Annotated in this window: 17 protein-coding genes; 10 read left to right on the top strand and 7 right to left on the bottom strand. The window is 63.6% G+C overall.

Annotation, left to right across the window (positions count from 1 at the left end):
* The first annotated feature begins 72 nt into the window (after positions 1-72).
* Complete coding sequence (gene greA, locus VHO05_RS17655) at positions 73-546, top strand: transcription elongation factor GreA (protein ID WP_329648195.1); 474 nt, start codon at positions 73-75, stop codon at positions 544-546.
* Positions 547-618: 72 nt separating this feature from the next.
* Positions 619-1,869: an MFS transporter gene (locus tag VHO05_RS17650; protein WP_329647928.1), complete on the top strand. Its 1,251-nt coding sequence runs from the start codon at positions 619-621 to the stop codon at positions 1,867-1,869.
* On the opposite strand, the gene VHO05_RS17645 is transcribed toward VHO05_RS17650, so the two are convergent.
* Positions 1,866-2,348: an Lrp/AsnC family transcriptional regulator gene (locus tag VHO05_RS17645; RefSeq protein WP_329647927.1), complete on the bottom strand. Its 483-nt coding sequence runs from the start codon at positions 2,346-2,348 to the stop codon at positions 1,866-1,868. The genes VHO05_RS17650 and VHO05_RS17645 overlap by 4 nt on opposite strands.
* 136 nt (positions 2,349-2,484) lie before the next feature.
* On the opposite strand from VHO05_RS17645, the gene VHO05_RS17640 reads away from it, so the two are divergent.
* From VHO05_RS17640 to VHO05_RS17625, 4 genes are all read left to right on the top strand, one after another.
* Complete coding sequence (locus VHO05_RS17640) at positions 2,485-3,525, top strand: mitochondrial fission ELM1 family protein (RefSeq protein ID WP_329647926.1); 1,041 nt, start codon at positions 2,485-2,487, stop codon at positions 3,523-3,525.
* A 13-nt stretch (positions 3,526-3,538) separates the two neighbouring features.
* Complete coding sequence (locus VHO05_RS17635; protein WP_329647925.1) at positions 3,539-4,303, top strand: CPBP family intramembrane glutamic endopeptidase; 765 nt, start codon at positions 3,539-3,541, stop codon at positions 4,301-4,303.
* Positions 4,304-4,399: 96 nt separating this feature from the next.
* On the top strand, positions 4,400-6,061 hold the full coding sequence (gene ettA / locus VHO05_RS17630; protein ID WP_329647924.1) for an energy-dependent translational throttle protein EttA: 1,662 nt from the start codon (positions 4,400-4,402) through the stop codon (positions 6,059-6,061).
* Between the two features lie 23 nt (positions 6,062-6,084).
* On the top strand, positions 6,085-6,621 hold the full coding sequence (locus VHO05_RS17625; protein WP_329647923.1) for a dihydrofolate reductase family protein: 537 nt from the start codon (positions 6,085-6,087) through the stop codon (positions 6,619-6,621).
* A gap of 16 nt (positions 6,622-6,637) precedes the next feature.
* Here the strand turns inward: VHO05_RS17625 and VHO05_RS17620 are convergent, their stop codons facing one another.
* Positions 6,638-7,570: a hypothetical protein gene (locus tag VHO05_RS17620; RefSeq protein WP_329647922.1), complete on the bottom strand. Its 933-nt coding sequence runs from the start codon at positions 7,568-7,570 to the stop codon at positions 6,638-6,640.
* A gap of 259 nt (positions 7,571-7,829) precedes the next feature.
* Here VHO05_RS17620 and VHO05_RS17615 point away from each other — a divergent pair, with 259 nt between their 5' ends.
* Positions 7,830-8,489, top strand: coding sequence for a glutathione S-transferase family protein (locus VHO05_RS17615; RefSeq protein WP_329647921.1), 660 nt, complete (start codon positions 7,830-7,832; stop codon positions 8,487-8,489).
* 174 nt (positions 8,490-8,663) lie between these two features.
* Complete coding sequence (locus VHO05_RS17610; protein WP_329647920.1) at positions 8,664-9,092, top strand: hypothetical protein; 429 nt, start codon at positions 8,664-8,666, stop codon at positions 9,090-9,092.
* Between the two features lie 27 nt (positions 9,093-9,119).
* On the opposite strand, the gene VHO05_RS17605 is transcribed toward VHO05_RS17610, so the two are convergent.
* Positions 9,120-9,926, bottom strand: coding sequence for a pentapeptide repeat-containing protein (locus tag VHO05_RS17605; protein WP_329647919.1), 807 nt, complete (start codon positions 9,924-9,926; stop codon positions 9,120-9,122).
* A gap of 231 nt (positions 9,927-10,157) precedes the next feature.
* On the opposite strand from VHO05_RS17605, the gene VHO05_RS17600 reads away from it, so the two are divergent.
* Positions 10,158-11,921, top strand: a complete 1,764-nt coding sequence (locus tag VHO05_RS17600; protein ID WP_329647918.1) for a glucan ABC transporter ATP-binding protein/ permease — start codon at positions 10,158-10,160, stop codon at positions 11,919-11,921.
* A gap of 6 nt (positions 11,922-11,927) precedes the next feature.
* Here the strand turns inward: VHO05_RS17600 and VHO05_RS17595 are convergent, their stop codons facing one another.
* Both VHO05_RS17595 and VHO05_RS17590 read right to left on the bottom strand, forming a co-directional pair.
* Positions 11,928-12,845 carry an EamA family transporter gene (locus VHO05_RS17595; protein WP_329647917.1) on the bottom strand — a complete coding sequence of 306 codons (918 nt, stop codon included), beginning with the start codon at positions 12,843-12,845 and terminating at the stop codon, positions 11,928-11,930.
* An 81-nt stretch (positions 12,846-12,926) separates the two neighbouring features.
* On the bottom strand, positions 12,927-13,337 hold the full coding sequence (locus tag VHO05_RS17590) for a DUF983 domain-containing protein (RefSeq protein ID WP_329647916.1): 411 nt from the start codon (positions 13,335-13,337) through the stop codon (positions 12,927-12,929).
* Positions 13,338-13,430: 93 nt separating this feature from the next.
* On the opposite strand from VHO05_RS17590, the gene VHO05_RS17585 reads away from it, so the two are divergent.
* Entirely contained in the window at positions 13,431-14,804 is a 1,374-nt protein-coding gene (locus VHO05_RS17585; RefSeq protein ID WP_329647915.1) for a PLP-dependent aminotransferase family protein, read from the top strand.
* A gap of 120 nt (positions 14,805-14,924) precedes the next feature.
* On the opposite strand, the gene VHO05_RS17580 is transcribed toward VHO05_RS17585, so the two are convergent.
* Together VHO05_RS17580 and VHO05_RS17575 are read right to left on the bottom strand one after the other, a co-directional pair.
* A complete protein-coding gene (locus VHO05_RS17580) occupies positions 14,925-16,598 on the bottom strand; it encodes a methyl-accepting chemotaxis protein (RefSeq protein WP_329647914.1) in 1,674 nt (557 codons plus the stop codon).
* 274 nt (positions 16,599-16,872) lie between these two features.
* A complete protein-coding gene (locus tag VHO05_RS17575; RefSeq protein ID WP_329647913.1) occupies positions 16,873-17,826 on the bottom strand; it encodes a hypothetical protein in 954 nt (317 codons plus the stop codon).
* Positions 17,827-17,957: the final 131 nt, after the last annotated feature.

The following is a 17,957-nucleotide window of genomic DNA, read 5'->3' as shown; positions in this document are numbered from 1 at the left end:
AGTTCAGGGATTACACGAATTTAGGGTGCTGGCTTACTCAGCCAGGCCGAATGGGAGACGTTAACAATGTCGATGGAACGCGTTCCGATGACGGTCGAGGGCTTCCAGTTCCTCGAGGCGGAGCTGCAGCGCCTGAAAGCGGAGGAGCGCCCCCGCATCATCCAGGCCATCGCCGAGGCACGCGCTCATGGCGACCTGTCGGAAAACGCCGAGTATCACGCCGCCAAGGAAGCCCAGGGCATGAACGAGGCCAAAGTGGCCGAGCTCGAGGACAAGATCGGCCGCGCCGAGGTCGTGGACACCTCGAAGCTGTCCGGCACCTCGATCAAGTTTGGTGCCACGGTGACGCTTGTCGACGAGGACACCGAAGAGAAGGTCAAATACAAGATCGTGGGCGATCTCGAAGCCAACGTGCGCGAGGGCAAGATCTCGATTTCGAGCCCCATTGCCCGGGCCCTCATCGGCAAATCGACCGGCGACACTGCGGAAGTGACGACGCCCAAGGGCGCGCGCTCCTACGAAGTGCTCAAGATCGAATGGAAGTAGCCTGAAACGGCGGCCGGGACGGCAGCACCCCGAAAACGGTAGCTGGCCACCCGCCGCTGTCGGAGTAGTCGGTTGGATCAGGACGCAAGAGCTGGCGCAGTAGAGCCGCTATCCGCCTTTGCCTATTCGTCGTTCCGGCTCTACTGGACCGCGCGCTTCCTGAACGGGTTTGCAACCCAGATTGTGTCCGTGGCCGTCGGCTGGCAGATCTACGACGAGACGCGTGAACCCTTCCTGCTCGGCCTTGTCGGCCTCGTTCAGTTTGCTCCAGCGCTCGTCTTCGTGCTGGTGACGGGCTCGGTCGCCGACCGCTTCAATCGGCGCGCCATTATGGGCCTCTGCATAGGGCTCGAAGCTCTATGCGTGGCCGCGCTCGCGGCCTTCTGGATCGTGCACGCGTCTCAGCCGGAGCTCCACGGCGAAGTCTGGCCAGTGTTCATTATCTTGACGCTCTTTGGCGTCGCGCGCGCGTTCCTGACACCGGCGGTGCAGTCGCTCGCTGCAAATCTCGTTCCGCGCGAGTCGTTCGCGAATGCGGTGGCCTGGAACTCGTCCGCCATGCAGGCTTCTTTCACGATCGGCCCTGCCATAGGAGGTTTGCTTTACGGGCTTTCGCACAATGCCGCCTACGGCACGGCCTTCGTGCTGTTCGGCATCGCCGCACTGCTGACGCTCCTCATTCCGAAACCGGCCCAGAAGACGCTGTCCGAGCCGCGCTCCGTCGAAAGCATGCTGGCGGGCGTCCGTTACATCTGGCGCAACCCCGTTGTCCTGGGCGCCATATCGCTCGATCTCTTTGCGGTGCTGCTCGGCGGCGCCACCGCACTGTTGCCCGTCTTCGCCCGCGATATTCTCGATGTCGGGCCCTGGGGACTCGGCCTCCTGCGCTCGGCCGCTGGCGTCGGCGCGCTCGTCATGGTCGTCTGGCTCGTCCGCAACCCGATCCGCGACCACGCTGGGAAGGTGATGTTCGCCGGCGTCGCCGTTTACGGCCTCGCCATCATCGTTTTCGGACTGTCGACCACGCTGTGGATCTCGATCCCAGCGCTTTTCATCATGGGCGCCGCCGATATGATCAGCGTCAACGTGCGCGCGACCCTGATCCAGTTGGCGACACCGGACGATGTTCGTGGCCGTGTGACGGCTGTAAACAGCGTCGCCATCGGGGCATCGAACGAGGTCGGCGAGTTCCGAGCCGGATCGATGGCCGCCTTCATTGGGACAGTGCCCGCCGTCGTCATTGGTGGCGCCGGAACGCTCCTCATCACCGGCCTGTGGACGCGCTTCTTCCCGCAGCTCTATGACAAGCGCCGACTGACCTAAGCCTCGTCGGACACCGGAAGCGTAACACCCGGCGCGAACTTGGCACGGCGGATGGCGAGGTTAGTCTTCACGCTCGCGACGTTCGGCGCGGCCGTCAGGTCTTTCAGGATGAAGTCCTGGAACGCGGGCAGGTCCGGCGCGACACACCGCAGGATGTAGTCGCTCTCGCCGGACAGCATGTAGGCTTCGCGCACGATGGACCAGCCCAGCACCCGGTTTTCGAACGCGCGCAGGTCGGGCTCCGCCTGGCTGTGCAACCCGACGAGGGCAAAGGCCGTGAGCTCGAATCCCAGCGCGCGCTCGTCCACCAGCGCCGTGTAGCCCTGGATCACGCCCGCATCCTCGAGCGCCCGCACGCGCCGGAGGCAAGGGGGAGCGGACAGACCGACCCGCTGGGCGAGTGCCACATTGGTCAGCGCGCCGTCCGCGATCAGCTCGCGCACGATGCGCCGGTCAGTTGCGTCGAGACGAAGGGGCATGGAAGTCCTCGGGATACTTCCCCTGGAGGTACGTCAGACGCGCAATAAATGCAAAGAAATCTCAGCCCAATTAAAACGTCTGTTGCGCGTGCGAAGACGCTCGACACATGCCGCGCGACCGGGGATGGTGACGCCCATGCAAACTCCCACGCAGGCGACCGAGAGGGCGGACCCCGTGCAGACACGCCCGCTGTCCGGGGCTACGGCCTGGATCATCAGCGACGGCAAGGCCGGTCATGAGGCGCTCTGCCTGGGCGTCGCCGAAGCACTAGGCGTGCGGGCCGAGATCAAGCGCGTCGCACCCACCGGCGTGTGGAAGCTCATGGCGCCGTGGGGCCCAGTCGACCCCGGCGAGAAATTCGGCAAGCCGGGCACGCTCTTCGCGCCGCCCTGGCCCCAAATCGCCTTCGCCGCTGGCCGGACGACGACGCCTTACATCCGCGCCCTGAAGAAGAAGGCAGGGCTCAAGACCTATACCGTCATCATGATGGACCCCAAGACAGGTCCGCGCAGCGCCGACCTCTTCTGGGTGCCGGAACACGACAAACGCCGCGGCCCGAACGTCGTGTCGACGTTGACGGCACCGCATCCGCTTTCTCCTGCGCTCCTGACGGATCTCCGCAGTCACCCTGATGCAGCCATCGACGCCTTGAGGCAGCCCCGCATCGCTGTCTTGATTGGCGGCCCCAACGAACGATATCGCTATCCCCATCCTGTCGTTGAAGAACTTGCGGCGCTCGTGCGCTCTCTGGCCGATCTCGGGGCTGGATTGATGATCACGACCTCGCGCCGAACGCCGCCCGAATTGATCGCCGGCATCGAGCGGGCAGTGCGGGGGGCGAATGCCATCATCTGGAAGGGCGAGGGGCCCAACCCCTATCGCGCCTTTCTTGCCCACGCCGATGCGTTCCTGGTCACGGCCGACAGCGTCAACATGGCGGGCGAGGCGGCCGCGACGGGTAAGCCCATCTACATTTTCGAGCCGCCCGGCGGCGCGGAAAAGTTCACGGCCTTCCATCAGCGTTTGCGCGAGAAGGGTGTGACTCGCGCTGCGCCCGAGCGGTTCGAGACGCTGGGCACCTGGAGCTACGAACCTCTCTACGCAGCCGACGTGGTCGCCGCCGAGATCGAGCGCCGCTGGCAGCGCCGCCGAACCATGCTATCTGGCCTCACCTGATGCGGTGGCGATCTTGAGCGATACGGCAATTCCGAGAGAGAAGCGCACGATGCGCGCGGGCGGCACAATTCCGTTGGTGCGCACGCCGTCGCTTCTGATGGGCGGCTGGCTCCTTCTGGAGATGGCGCTGCTGTTCGGCGCCGCGCCGATCCTCATGACTTGGCTCGTTCACGGCGAGCGCATCCCGCTGCTCTCCGAGTATATTCCTGCGGGAACGAAGATCCCGATCTTCGTCGCGCTACTGCCGGTGCTGTTCATCGCCGCGTTCTTACTGCTCATCGACCCGACGTTCCGGCTGCGCGATGAACTCAGGCGCGGGCTCAGCTGGCGTAACGCACTTTCGATCATCATTATCTTTTTGATCATGGGCGGCGCAGCGACGTGGTTCGTCAAGACTTACCATCCCTCCTGGTTCCTCGAGTTTCCGACCAACCGGCCCGAAACCTACCAGCGCATCATGCTGGCCTATCCGATCTTCTCGGTGGCCGCGCAGGAGCTGCTCTATCGCTCGTTCTTCTTCCACCGCTACGGCCCGCTGTTCGGCACGCACGCGTGGCTCATCGTGATCGTAAACGGCCTTTTGTTCGGATACGCCCACATCGTCATGGGCTCGACGTTCGCCATCGCCGCGACGGCGCTTGGCGGCCTAATCCTCGCTGCGCGCTATGCGATGACGGGCTCGTTCTGGGCGGTGTTTATTGAGCATACGCTCTGGGGCTGGCTGGTCTTCACCATCGGCCTCGGCCGCTACTTTTTCACCGGCGTCTCGAACGTGTGAAATGCGCCATCCCTCAGGGGGACATTGAGATTAGCCGGGCGATCCGCTAAATACCCCCTCAAATCCCGAAACCTCGATCCCAGAAGAGGCGCCCGAATGGCTGCAGCCCACCAGTACGTCTACCACATGCACAAGCTCTCCAAGACCTATCCGGGGGGCAAGCAGGTCCTGAAGGACATTTCGCTGTCGTTCCTGCCCGGCGCAAAGATCGGCGTCGTCGGTCTGAACGGCGCGGGTAAATCTACCCTCCTCAAGATCATGTCGGGAACGGTGGACGACTTCCTTGGCGAAGCGCGCCCCGCCGACGGCATCAAGGTCGGCTACCTGCCGCAGGAGCCGGAGCTCAATCCGGAAAAGGACGTGCTCGGCAACGCCATGGAGGGCGTCGCGGAGAAGAAGGCCATTCTCGACCGTTACAACGAGATCGCCGCCAACTACTCCGAGGAGACCGCCGACGAGATGACGGCGCTCCAGGATCAGATCGACGCCTTGGACCTCTGGGACCTCGACACGCAGGTCGAGCAGGCCCTCGACGCGCTCCGCTGCCCGCCGGGCGACGCGGACGTGACCAAGCTCTCTGGCGGCGAGAAGCGCCGCGTGGCGCTCACGCGCCTTCTGCTGTCGAAGCCTGACATCCTGCTGCTCGACGAGCCGACCAACCACCTCGACGCCGAAAGCGTCGCCTGGCTCGAGCGCTTCCTCAAGGAATACACGGGTTGCGTGATCCTCGTGACGCACGACCGCTACTTCCTGGACAACCTCACCGACTGGACGTTGGAACTGGATCGCGGCCAGGGCGTGCCGTGGAAGGGCAACTACTCGAGCTGGCTCGAGCAGAAGGCCAAGCGCGCCGAGAGCGAGAAGGCCGCCGAGGAAGGCCGCCAGAAGCAGCTGGCGCGCGAGCTTGAGTGGATCCGCTCGTCGCCCAAGGCCCGCCAGGCCAAGTCCAAGGCCCGTATCGCCGCCTACGACAAACTTGTTGAGCAGGCCGGACGCGAAGAGGTCGGCAAGGCTTCGTTCTCCATCGCCCAGGGCCCGCGCCTCGGCGACATGGTCATCGAGGCCGAGGGGCTCAGCAAAGCCTTCGGCGATCGCCTCCTGATCGACGACCTGTCGTTCAAGCTGCCGCCGGGCGGCATCGTCGGCGTTATTGGCCCCAACGGCGCCGGCAAGACGACGCTGTTCAAGATGCTGACCGGTGTCGAGAACCCGGATGCCGGCACAATCAAGCTCGGCCCCACTGTGAAGCTCTCTTATGTCGATCAGAGCCGCGCGCATCTCGACGACAAGAAGACCGTCTGGGAGGAAATCTCGGGCGGCCTCGACATCATGAAGTTCGGCGACAAGCGCGAGATGAGCTCCCGCGCCTACTGCGGCTGGTTCAACTTCAAGGGCCCGGATCAGCAGAAGAAGGTCGGCCTGCTCTCGGGCGGTGAGCGCAACCGCGTGCACCTCGCCAAGATGCTGAAGGAAGGCGGCAACCTGCTGCTCCTCGACGAGCCGACCAACGACCTCGACACGGAAACGCTCGGCGCGCTCGAAGCAGCCCTCGAAGATTTCCCCGGCTGCGCCGTGGTGATCTCACACGATCGCTTCTTCCTCGACCGTCTCGCGACCCACATCCTCGCCTTCGAGGGCGACAGCCACGTCGAATGGTTCGAGGGCAACTTCGAAGCCTACGAGGAAGACAAGAAGCGCCGCCTCGGCGACGCCGCCGTCGAGCCGCACCGGATCAAGTACAAGCGGTTTGAGCGGTAACGCAAAGGAGCGGCGTTGAAGCCATGACCACAGGCCACGTATTCATTGCCGTGAGCCTGGATGGCTTCATCGCGCGCCCGAACGGAGACATCGACTGGCTCGAGGGCTGGCCGGAAGTCGGACACGACTATGGCTTCAGCGACTTCATGGCCTCCGTCGATGGGCTGATCATGGGCCGCGGCACCTACGAAAAGGCGCTGTCGTTCGAGACGTGGCCGTACACCAAGCCCGTCGTGGTTATGAGCCGAACGCTTCGACGGGATGACATCCCGTCCCCCCTGAGGGACAAGGTGCGCCTGAGTGATGCGGAGCCGGCGCAGCTGATGGCAGAGCTGGACCGGGACGGATGGCGGCGCGCCTACGTCGATGGCGGCAAGATCATCCAGTCGTTTCTGGGCGACGGCTTGATAAGCGATCTGATTCTGACCCGGATCCCCATCCTGCTCGGCGAGGGCATCCCACTATTCGGCGCGCGCGCGAAGGACATCAGGCTCGCTCACGTGAAGACGGCGCCGTTCGCCTCCGGTTTCGTCCAATCGCACTACACAATCGAGCAATAGGCGTGTGAGCGATCGGCTACTGCGCCAGATACGTCTGGCGCAGCTCTTCGAGCGGGCGGTCGACCCAGTTCCAGAAATCCCAGTCCGGTCCGAAGATGTCGATCTTCATGGACTGACCGCGTTCCCATGCGTGCCAGAACTCGGCCGGATCGAGCGCGCCGGTCGCGGACTTCGCGACGTCGTTGATCTTGATGCCGAGATGCCAGGAAAAGATGACCGGCAGAATCTGCGCCGAGAGCGGATGGCGCGGATGCATGCCGGCCGTAAACGTCGACACCAACAATTCGCCGCGCGGGGTCGTGTCGTAACCGGCGAAGATGTGCGAGGAGTCGTGCGGAAGGCAGAAGCGTGCGTTGAGCGCGCTCGTCTCGCCCGGAACGCCGTAACCGTTGCGCGTGTAGAAGTTGATGAACGCACGCCCGAACGACCCCTCGGGCTTGGCGGTGAGCGCCCGGAACCTCCCGGCGAGGATCGGGTCGGCCCCGGCGCCACGATAAGGCAGCATCCAGGCCATCACGTCGCCGGAGAACGGCTTGCCGAGAATGCTCTCCATGTTGTCGCGCACCATATGCGCAAGGGCATCGGTCGCGTCGTCGTGGAGCACCTGGGTCAGTTCGTCGAGGTAGCCTTCCCTGACGCCCAGCGCCCGGGCGTGCTCTTCGACACGCGCGATCTTCTTCTTGTCGAGCACGCCATCGACGAACGGCATCACGGCGAGCAGGCGCGTCGCTTCTTCGCCTAGTCCCGATCCGGTAAGAGCCAGCGCAAGCGCGCCGGGCGTGTACGAGGGAAGCGTTTGAATGTCGACCTGCGGGAGCCCCAGCATCCAGCGACCGGCCGCCACAAGACACACGCGATCATGATCGGTGAGGTCCGATCCCGTCTCCGCCACGTCGCGCATCGCGCCGAGGATCGCTTCTGCGTGTTGGGGGCTGAGCGACAGCCGCATCAGAAAAGCTCCGAGCTTCGATCGGCCAGAGATAAACAACGTTTTGCAGCCGGGATATGAGGACCCCGGTGCGTGGTTAAGGCTCTAACGCGGCACCGGGCAGGTCGGTTAGAAATTGTAAACCACCTGGGAGAGGTCGCGCGTGTTGCGGGATGCCAGCTTCTCCGGCGTTGCTGTCGGCTCGTGGCGTTTTTGATCGTCCTCGCTAGGATTGCCGCAATTGTCGGCGAAACAACGGATCCATCGAGGGACTAGGTCGATGCAACTCACGCTCTACGCCCACCCGTTCTCCTCCTACTGCCAAAAGGTCCTCATCGCGCTCTACGAGAACGCGACGCCGTTCGCGTATCGCGTACTGGGACCGGAAGATCCGGCGGCCGGAGCCGAGTGGGCGGCGTTGTGGCCCCTAAAGAGGATGCCCGTGCTGGTCGATAACGGCCGGAGCATTCTGGAATCCTCGACCATCATCGAGTATCTCGCGCTCCATCATCCCGGCGAAAATAAACTCATTCCCGAAAGCCCCGATGCTGCCCTTGAGGCGCGGATGATGGATCGCGTCTTCGACAACTACATCATGACGCCGATGCAGAAGATCGTGCTCGATCACCTGCGGCCGGAAGGCGATCGCGATTCCTACGGCGTGAAGCAGGCTCGCGGGATGCTCGACACGGCCTATGATTGGCTCGACAAGCGGCTCGATGGACAGAACTGGGCGACCGGAACCGCATTCACACTGGCCGACTGTGCGGCCGCGCCGTCGCTCTTCTACGCCGACTGGGTGCACGAAATCGGCGCCACGCGTCCGAGATTGAGCGCCTATCGTGCCCGTCTGCTGGCGCGCCCCTCGATCGTGCGCGCCGTCGATGAAGCACGGCCGTTTCGCAAGTTCTTTCCGCCCGGCGCCCCCGATCGCGACTGAGCGCGGGCCAGTTCTCCGCGTTCCAGAACTGTTCGGGCAGAGGCTGCCGAAGCGGTAGACGCGTCGTCTAAACACCCTGGTCCCCAGAAAAATTCACGTTAAGCGCGGCGGCCGATTGACCTCCCGCGTGACGCGAATTTGAATGTTTTGCGACATTCTATGGGGAGACCGCCCATGACGAATCTTGTGTCCACTGGTCACTTGAACGTCTGCGCTCTTGCCGCTCTCTGCCTCGCGACTCTCGGCGCGGACCCGGCCCACGCGCTCCTGACAGGCGCCCACGACATGCTGCGCGACACCGGGGAAGTTCACGACCTGCCGGCGATAGATGGCAGTGACGAGTTGGTCTATCTCGACTTCAATGCCCCGTTGGAGCGCATCGTACCCGCGCTCCTGCGCACCTCGTCCTACCAATGGCCGTACAATGCTTTCGAAATGCTGGTGAAAAAATACGGACGCAGCAAGGTGCGCGCCGCCATCGCGGCTCACCTGCGCGCTATGTCCGACCGCGCGCTGCTGCTCACGCACAAAGGCGCCGCCTCGGACGCGACCTCTCCGCTATCGGAGTTGAAGCTGCCGGGTGATACGTGGCTCAGGAAATGAGCGCTAATACCCGCGCCTTGAGCGGGATTACTTCATATAGGCCTGATCGACGTTGCGCGCCTTGTCGAGGTTGACGATCTGGTCGCGTCCCACGACGGTTTCCATGTGCGCCGAGTTGAGGTCGGCCGCGTTGAAATCCGCTTTCGTCACGTTCGCGTTCGTGAAATCCGCGCCCGCAAGTGCGGCACCCGCAAGAATGCTCCCCGACAGATTGGCCTCCTTGAGCGAGGCGAACTCGAGCACCGCGCCGATCAGTCCGGCATTTGTCACGCTCGCGCCGTCGAGCTTCGCAGAGCGCATGATGAAGGGGTGCCTGCGGCTGTCGCGAGAAGGCTTGCCGTCGGTCATGTTGATGCCGTCCAGATGCGCCTTGAGCAGGCTCGCTTGCGTCAGATCACAGGCGACGCGCGCGTGAGAGAGGTTCGCTTCATCGAGCTTGGCGCGTATGAGCTGCGCCGAAACAAGCGTTGCGCCTTCGAGGTTGGCCCCGGTGAAATCAGCGTCCAGGCCCCAGGACTGATTGAGATTGGCCCCCGCCAGATTGGCGCCCGAAAGCTTCGTCCCGTTGAGCTTCGCGGCTTGGAGATTGGCGCCGTGCAAGTCGAGCCCGGAGAGATCGAGACGGTTGAGCTGCTTGCCGCTGAAGTCGACGCCGCCTGCGGAGCCCGCTGCAGCGATGGCGGCCTTCACCTCGTCGACGGTGACGTCGGCTTTGGTGAACGCATCCGAGTTGAGGTCGATGTACTGCCAAAGATCCTGCGCGCGCGTTGGCGGAACACTGGTTGAGACCAAGATCGCACCAAGCAAGGCTGCGAAGACCATGCGCGCACTCATGGGTGTTCTCCCTAGAAATTCTTATCGGTATTCCCGATGTTTCTTATCGCTCTAGTCTAGCAGGTCTCAGGCTCGGAATGCGAGAGGTTGCCCGGTACGCAACTCGAGCCGCAAGTGCCGTGAATGAGCAAGAATGCAGCGAGAAAAAAGGTGCGAGCACGCAAGGATCGCGGTCTAGAATGAACGGCGCCGCACTGGCACCACCACTGCACGGGGAACGCCGAAAACTCCATGGATCTCATTCGCCTCTACAAACGCGCGCTGGGGATGCTCGGAGCAGAAAAGGCGCTCGCGATCCTGCTCGCCGCCGCCTCCGTTGTTATCGGCCTCGTACAACTGGCTGAGCCCATCCTGTTCGGCCGCGTCGTGGATGCCCTTGCACGCGGAGAGGGCGCCTCCCAAACCATCGCGCTGTGGGCGGCGCTCGGGTTGTTCGGCATTTTCGCAAGCGTTGTTGTCGCCGTGTACGCGGATCGTCTCGCCCATCGCCGCCACCTCGCGGCCATGGCCGAGGCCTTTGAGCGCGCGATGACGCTGCCGCAGGGCTATCACGCCGACCGCGGCTCGGGTGCAGTCGTGCGCTCCATCTTGCAAGGGACGGACTCCCTCTTCTGGCTTTGGCTCGGCGCCATGCGCGAGCAGCTCACGGCCGTCGCCGGCATCGTGCTCTTGGTTCCAACCGCAATCGGCATGGATATCCGCATGGCGGCCATCCTCGCCGTGCTCGCGATCGCTTACGTCGTCATGAACGCATTTGTCATGCGCAAGACGAAGGAGGGGCAAAGCAACGTCGAGCAATACAACTCGGCGGTTTACGGGCGCGTGGGCGACGTGATCGGAAATGTGACGGTCGTGCAGAGTTTCGCGCGCCTCAAGGCCGAGAGCGACGCCATGCGCAGCGTAATGAGCGATCTCCTCGCCGCGCAGTATCCCGTGCTGACATGGTGGGGCATCCTCACGGTCCTGCAACGCGCAGCAGCGACCATTGCGATGGTCGCTGTGTTTGCGATGGGCGCCGTGCTTGCGGGGAGGGGCGAACTGACGGTCGGCCAGATCGTGTCGTTCGTCGGCTTCGCCAATCTTTTGATTTCGAAGCTGGACCAGATTTCGGGCTTCGTGACGGCCATTCATCGTCGTGCGCCTGTGCTCAAAGCCTACTTCGACTTGATCGACGAGCCGGACGGCATCGTCGAGAAACCCGGCGCGCCGCCGCTCCCGGCGGTGAGCGGCGAGGTGAAATACGAGCACGTCAGCTTCCGCTTTCCCGGAACCGAGCAGGGCGTCCACGATATAGAGCTCAAGGCCGCGCCGGGACAAACGATTGCCCTCGTCGGCCCCACGGGGTCGGGCAAGTCGACGACGTTGTCGCTGCTCATGCGCTTGCGCGCGCCGGAGCAGGGTCGCATTCTCATCGATGACCGTGACATTGCCGATGTGACGTTGGCCTCACTGCGCCAGTCCATCGCCGTCGTGTTCCAGGATGCGGGCCTTTTCAATCGCTCCATCGGCGACAACATCGCCATCGGCCGTCCGGGCGCGACGCTGGCCGAAGTGGAGACGGCGGCCCGCCTCGCCGAAGCCCACGACTTCATTGCTCGCAAGCCGGGCGGGTATGGCTTCGTCATCGGTGAGCGCGGCGTCGCCCTCTCGGGCGGCGAGCGCCAGCGCATCGCCATTGCGCGCGCCATCCTGAAAGATGCGCCGATCCTCGTGCTCGACGAGGCGACGAGCGCGCTCGATGCCGAAACCGAAGCGCGGATCAAGCGCGCCTTGGACAGACTGCGCGAGAACCGCACGACGTTCATCATCGCCCATCGGCTTTCGACGGTCGCCAATGCCGACGAGATCCTCGTGCTAGACCAGGGGCGCATCGTGGAGCGCGGTCGGTTCCGTGAGCTTGCCGAAGGAAAGGGCATCTTCGCCCGCATGGTCGCCGAGGGCGGCTTCACCGTTCCGAAAGCGCCTGAACAGGACATCTCGAAGAGCGGCGATTGACACCGGTCAGGTCGATTGCGGAACAGCTTTCGATGCGCGCTTTGTGACGAGCTTCGGCCAGAGAACGTTCAGCGCCAGGCCCGCCATGACGAAGGCCGCCGCCTCGAGCTTCCAGTCCTGGATCGGCTCGCCGAGCCAAAGGGCCGAGGCCGTGATGCCGAAGATCGGCACAGCGAGCGCCATCGGCGCGATGGTCGCGACGGGATAGCGCGACAGCAGCCATCCCCACATGGCGTAGCCGAAGAGCGTGTTGCCAACGGCCTGCCATGCCACAGCCGCCCACGTCGACGCATCGGCAGACATCAGCCCGTCGCGGATGGCGGGCCATCCCTCGAGGGCAAACGAGAGCGCGAGGAGGGGAGGGATAGAGAAGAGGCTCGCCCATACGACATAGGCCAGCATGTCGACACCGGGAGAGCTGCGCACGACGATATTGCTCGCGGCCCAGCAAGCTGCCGCCGTGAGAACAAGGCCAAGCCCCAGCGCATTCGTAGTGGCATCCGTGTGCGCCAGGATAATCCCGAGTCCCGCGAGCGTAACGAGCAGCGCGACCGTCTGGAACGGGCGAACCCGCTCGCCGGAAAGCACGGCTGCGAGGCCAATAGTGAAGAACACCTGTGTTTGGACCACGAGCGACGCGAGCCCCGGCGTGATGTGCTGGCTCATGGCGATATAGAGCAGACCGAACTGGCCCGCGCCGACGAACAATCCATACGCCGCAAGATTGCGCCAGGGAACGTTCGGGCGTTTCAGGAAGAACACGGCGGGCAACAGCGAGAACGTAAACCGCAGTGCCGCGAACAGCAGCGGCGGCAGATGCTCGAGCCCGATGTGAATGACGACGAAGTTGGTGCCCCAGACAGCCGTCACCGCGAGCGCGAGAAGCGCGTCGCGAAGGGACAGGCTGATCGGCGCGGCGCTCACGGGGAGAGCTTTCGATGGATCGGGGTTTCTGCGAACGGGGCGTAGCACAGCCACGCCCCGAAATGATCGCGCAATTATCCGTTAAGAGTTCGTCTGAACCGCGGCCGTCGCCAGCGGTGGCCGGCTGGTTGCGAAACCATGCATCCGGAGCGCCCACTGGAGGCCGACAATCGAGCCCTTCACGGGAGGAAGAAGGCCGAGCGTAAGAATGATCGTCAGCGGGATCCACAGCGCCCAGTGCAGCCAGACCGGCGGCGCATAGGTGAACTCGGCCCAGAACAGCAAGCCGACAACGATGTGAGCGACGATGGAGATCACGATGTAGGCCGGCATGTCGTCGGCGCGGTGGTGAAACAGCTCCTCGCCGCACGCGGGGCAATGGTCGGCTACCTTGAGGTACTTTCGGAACAACTGCCCTTCGCCGCAGGCCGGGCACTTGCAGCGCGCCCCGCGAAAGATGGCCTGCTGCATTGTTGGTTCGGGCGCAGTCATGTGACCTCCTGTGGTGTTTGGTCTCTCTCCCTTGATTTAGGAATGCATAAACGGGATTGTATGGCTCAGCAACGCGCGATATGACCCACTTGTATGGATTGGACGCCTACAATTTCGGACCGGCAGGGCCCCATCTACCAGCGCATCCTGAATGCACTGGCCGATGACATCGCCGCCGGCCGCCTGCATCAGGGCCAAGCGCTGCCGACGCATCGCGCATTGGCGAACGCGTTGGGCGTCGATCTGACGACGGTGACACGCGCCTATGCCGAAGCACGCCGCCAGGGTCTCACGGACGCCAAAGTCGGGCGCGGCACCTTCGTGAAGGCGAGAGCATCGGCCCTGCCGCGCGCGGCCTCTCCTGGTATCGACCTATCGATGAACCTGCCGCCCCATCCTCCGGAAGCGGATCTCGACGGACGGCTCGCAAAAACCCTCTCGGACATCCGCTCCGAGGCCGGCTTTTCCGCCTATCTCACGTATCAGCAGCCGGGCGGCACACTGACGGAACGGCAGGTCGCGGCGGAGTGGCTGCAAAGTTTGGTGCCGGGCACAACGTCCGACCGGTTGGTGCTCGCGCCGGGCACACAGACGGCGCTGTTCTGTCTCCTGCTTGCATTGGCCGGGCGCGGTGACGAGATTCTCACCGAGCGGCTGACCTACCCGGGCCTCAAAGCGGCTGCGGCCGCGTTGGGCCTGCGCCTGATCGGCATCGACATGGACGCCGAAGGCATCGCGCCGGTCACGTTGGAGCGCGCTGCGCGCCAACATAAGGACGCCAAGGTCGTCTACCTGATGCCGACCATCCACAACCCGACCACGGCGACGATGTCGGAAGAGCGGCGCATCCGTATCGCGGAGATCATCCGCAAGCGCGGGCTGACGCTGATCGAGGACGATCCCTATTCCCTGCTCACGCGCGGCGTGACACCGGTTTCATCGCTGATACCAGAGCGCTCCTATTTCTGCGCCAGCCTTTCGAAGTGCATTGCACCAGGCTTCCGCACCTCGCTCGTCGTCACGCCGGAAAGCACAGCCGCGTCCCGCCTCACCGGACTCTTGCGCGCGACACTGCAAATGCCGGCCCCTCTGATGACCGCCGTCGCGACGCGGTGGATGCGCGACGGGACCGCAAACGCCATTATCGAAGCCGTACGCGCCGAAGCGGCGATCCGTCAGTCGTTGGCGCGGCAGGCGCTCGCCGGGCAGCAGTTTGCCGCCCATCCGAACGGCCATCACGTGTGGCTTACCTTGCACCCGAGCTGGCCGGTGGATCGGTTCGCCGCCGAGCTGCGCGGCCGTGGCCTCGCCATCGTCACAGGCGAGGCGTTTGCCGCCGGAGATACGTCCGCCAATGCCATCCGCATCGCGCTCGGAGCGGCGCGCAGCCGGGCGCAACTTGTGAAAGCTCTCGACATTCTTGCCGACGCATTGAACGCCCGCGCCCCGGACAAACAGGTCGTGTAGTCGGTACCAAAGCAAAAGGGCGGCCAAAAAGCCGCCCTTCGCTCAATCTGATTGCGGTGCCTCCGCCAAAGCCGAAACCGGCTTTTGCGTGATTTCAGTTCAGTCAAAAACAATCACGTTCTAGGCCGCACGTACCGTGACCAAGAACTTTTCCACCTCGGACTTGAGTGTCCGGCTGTCGCTCGACAGCGATTTGGCGGACGACAGAACCTGCGACGATGCCGAGCCCGTTTCCGATGCGCCGCGGCTCACTTCCGTGATGCTCGAGGCAACCTCGGCCGTACCCTTGGCAGCTTCAATAACGTTGCGGCTGATCTCCTGCGTCGTCGCGCCTTGCTCTTCGACGGCCGCCGCAATAGCGCCCGCGATCTCCGACATTTTGTTGATGGTGCCCGTGATCTCGGAGATGGCGTCCACGGCATCCTTAGTCGCCGTCTGCATGTGCGCGATCTGTTGCTCGATCTCGCTCGTAGCTTTTGCCGTCTGCGAGGCGAGCGCCTTCACTTCCTGCGCAACGACGGCGAAGCCCTTGCCTGCGTCGCCTGCCCGGGCCGCCTCGATGGTGGCGTTGAGCGCGAGAAGGTTGGTCTGACCGGCGATGGTGTTGATGAGGCCGATGACGTCGCCAATGCGGTCTGCGGACTGCGAGAGCTCCGTCACGCGGGCATTTGTCATGGAGGCCTGCTTCACCGCATCCTGTGCGATCGAGCTGCTGGTCTGCACCTGGCGGCTGATTTCGGTTACTGTCGAGGCGAGTTGCTCCGAAGCAGCCGCGACGCCTTGCACGTTTGCCGAAGTCTGCTCAGACGCGGCTGCAACACTGCCAGACCGCTCGTGCGTGGTGCTCGCGGTCTGGGTGAGCGCGTTCGCGGCGGATTCGAGCTGGGCCGATGCCGCCGACACCGTGTCGATGATCCCGCCAACGGCCGCCTGGAACTGGCTTGCGAGCTTGTGCATGTCGGCCTTGCGCTGCTGTGCGGCGCGCTCCTCGGCTTCCTTCTGGGCTTCGCGCAGACGCAGCGTTTCCTCGGCGTTGTCCTTGAAAACCTGCACGGCCTGCGCCATGGAGCCAACCTCGTCCTTGCGACCAGCGCCGGGGATGGAAAGCCCCCTTTCGCCGCGGGCGAGGCGCAACATGCAATCGGTGATGGCGGACAGCGGGCGCGCAACGGCGGCAATCGTCGTCCAGAGTGCGAACGCGAACGCGGCAGCGGCGAGGACGAGGCCGGCGATCATGCCCCAGTTGGCGCGCGCTACGCTGTTTTCGGCAATGTGATACTGCCGTTCGGCTTCGTCGATCTGGAAACTCACGATCTTGCTGATGCCTTCGCTCAGCGGATCGATGGCCGGATAGAGCTTGTTGATCACGAAGCTGTCCAGAGCGGCGTGATCCTTCGCTTTCAGGGCGGTCACAAACTCCGCGACGGCCGTGTCGGCAGCTCCCATCAGGCGCTTGGCGTCCTCGGCGAAGGCTTTTTCCTCAGGCGGCATGTACGTCGAAGCGTAAGCGCCCCAGCGGTTTCCGATCTCTTGCGTCGCAGTGACGACCAATGCCAGCCCGGCATCCCACGTCAGGTTGCCGTTGCGGACCTTGTGCGCCGTGTCGACGATGTTCACCGCATAGAGGTCGGAGACCGCTTTGAGGTCACGCAGGGGCTTCACACGGTCCTGAAAAACAGTCTCGAGCCCCCCGGACGCTACGCGCGAGGTGTGATGTCCGATCCAGGCGACAGTGACGATGGCTGCAAAGAGAAACGCCAGCGAAATGAGCAGGCGGCTTTTAATCGACGACATGAATAGCCCCCAAAATCCGGCAGTAGACTGAGATATGGAGAATATCGGATTTAGTCTAAAATATTTGCTAAACTCCGTAAGTGGCCACAAAACAAGATGTAATAGGAAATAGCAGAAGCCATAAAAGAGGTGGCGCATGCAAGAAATTAGGATGCGGTAAAAAACGAAAATGACGCCTATGAAACCTTACTTCTTGCGCAGCGTGCAATTAATAGAGGCACTGGAAATTCTCTCAGACCCCGCTCGCGGTCCGCGTCCTCGAGCAGCACGTCGTCTAGCTGACGAGGGCGCGGCGGGCGCGTTCCACGCCGAGCGCCTTGAGGCGCCCCGCGGCGGCAATGACCGCTCCGGCAATGTAGATCGCGAGCCCGGCGAGCGTGGCGTTCGAATACGCAACCCGGCCTTCGACGATCTGCATCAGAAACACCACCACGGGAATGAGCGCGGTAGCGGCACCGAGTGTGAGCGCCGAGGTCAGCGTGACGGCCTTCTGCACCGCATAGATCGGAAACGCCAGCACGAGCAGCCCGATGGCAAACACCCACGCAAGTTCTGCAGGTGACGACGCAGCCTCCTTTGCATCGAGCCCGAGCGCGTAGCCCGCGCCCGTCAGCAGCACGTAGAGTGGAAACCGTAAGCCGAACATAGCCGCCGGTCCGACGCCCTTGCGGCTCAGCCGATAGCTGCACAGCAGCATGCCCGCCATCATGCAGCCAGAGACGACGGTCAGCAGGATCCCTGCAAGTCCGACGAACATGCTGCCGCGCATGAAGCCGGACAATCCAGCCAGCGTGATCCCCGAAAGCACGACGATTGCGAACGCGATGATGGCATTTCCGGCGAGCTCGATTTTATTGGCGAGCGGTTCCGTCTCGCGTACGCCTGCAGCGGCGGCCGCTATGAGGGCAAGAGGGATCGTTCCCGAGAAGACGGTGACGACGACGGCAGGTTCAATGAGCTGCACTGCGCACAAATAGGCGATCCAGCCGCAAGCCGTGCACATGTTCAGCACGACGAGCGTGCGAGGGTCCCTTAAGGCGATGCCGATTTGGCCCGGTGCGTACCAGGGGGCCCCAACAAGGCACCCGACCGAGGAAATCCCGAAGACAAGGAGCCCGACGAGGAGCGAATCCATGCGCTGCAGAACGCTACCGAAGACGACCGCCTGGGCCGCGTCGAGCACGACGAACGTCGCGCACCAGAGAAGTCCGGAGTAACGGGAAAGCATCGGGGGGGCTTCTCGAGGGGTGGCGACAACGCAAAGGAGCGCCGCACCATTGCCGTCCGTGCCGGGAAAAGCAAGACGGCGCCCCCAGGGAGGGAGCGCCGTCGAATTTGCATGGAGTACGAGCCCGGGTC

Origin of the sequence: Hyphomicrobium sp., from assembly GCF_036262015.1 — a bacterium.
In the GTDB taxonomy this organism is placed as follows: Bacteria; Pseudomonadota; Alphaproteobacteria; order Rhizobiales; family Hyphomicrobiaceae; genus Hyphomicrobium_C.
The sequence above is the reverse complement of the archived record's forward strand: the minus strand, read 5'-3'. Positions and strand labels throughout refer to the sequence as shown.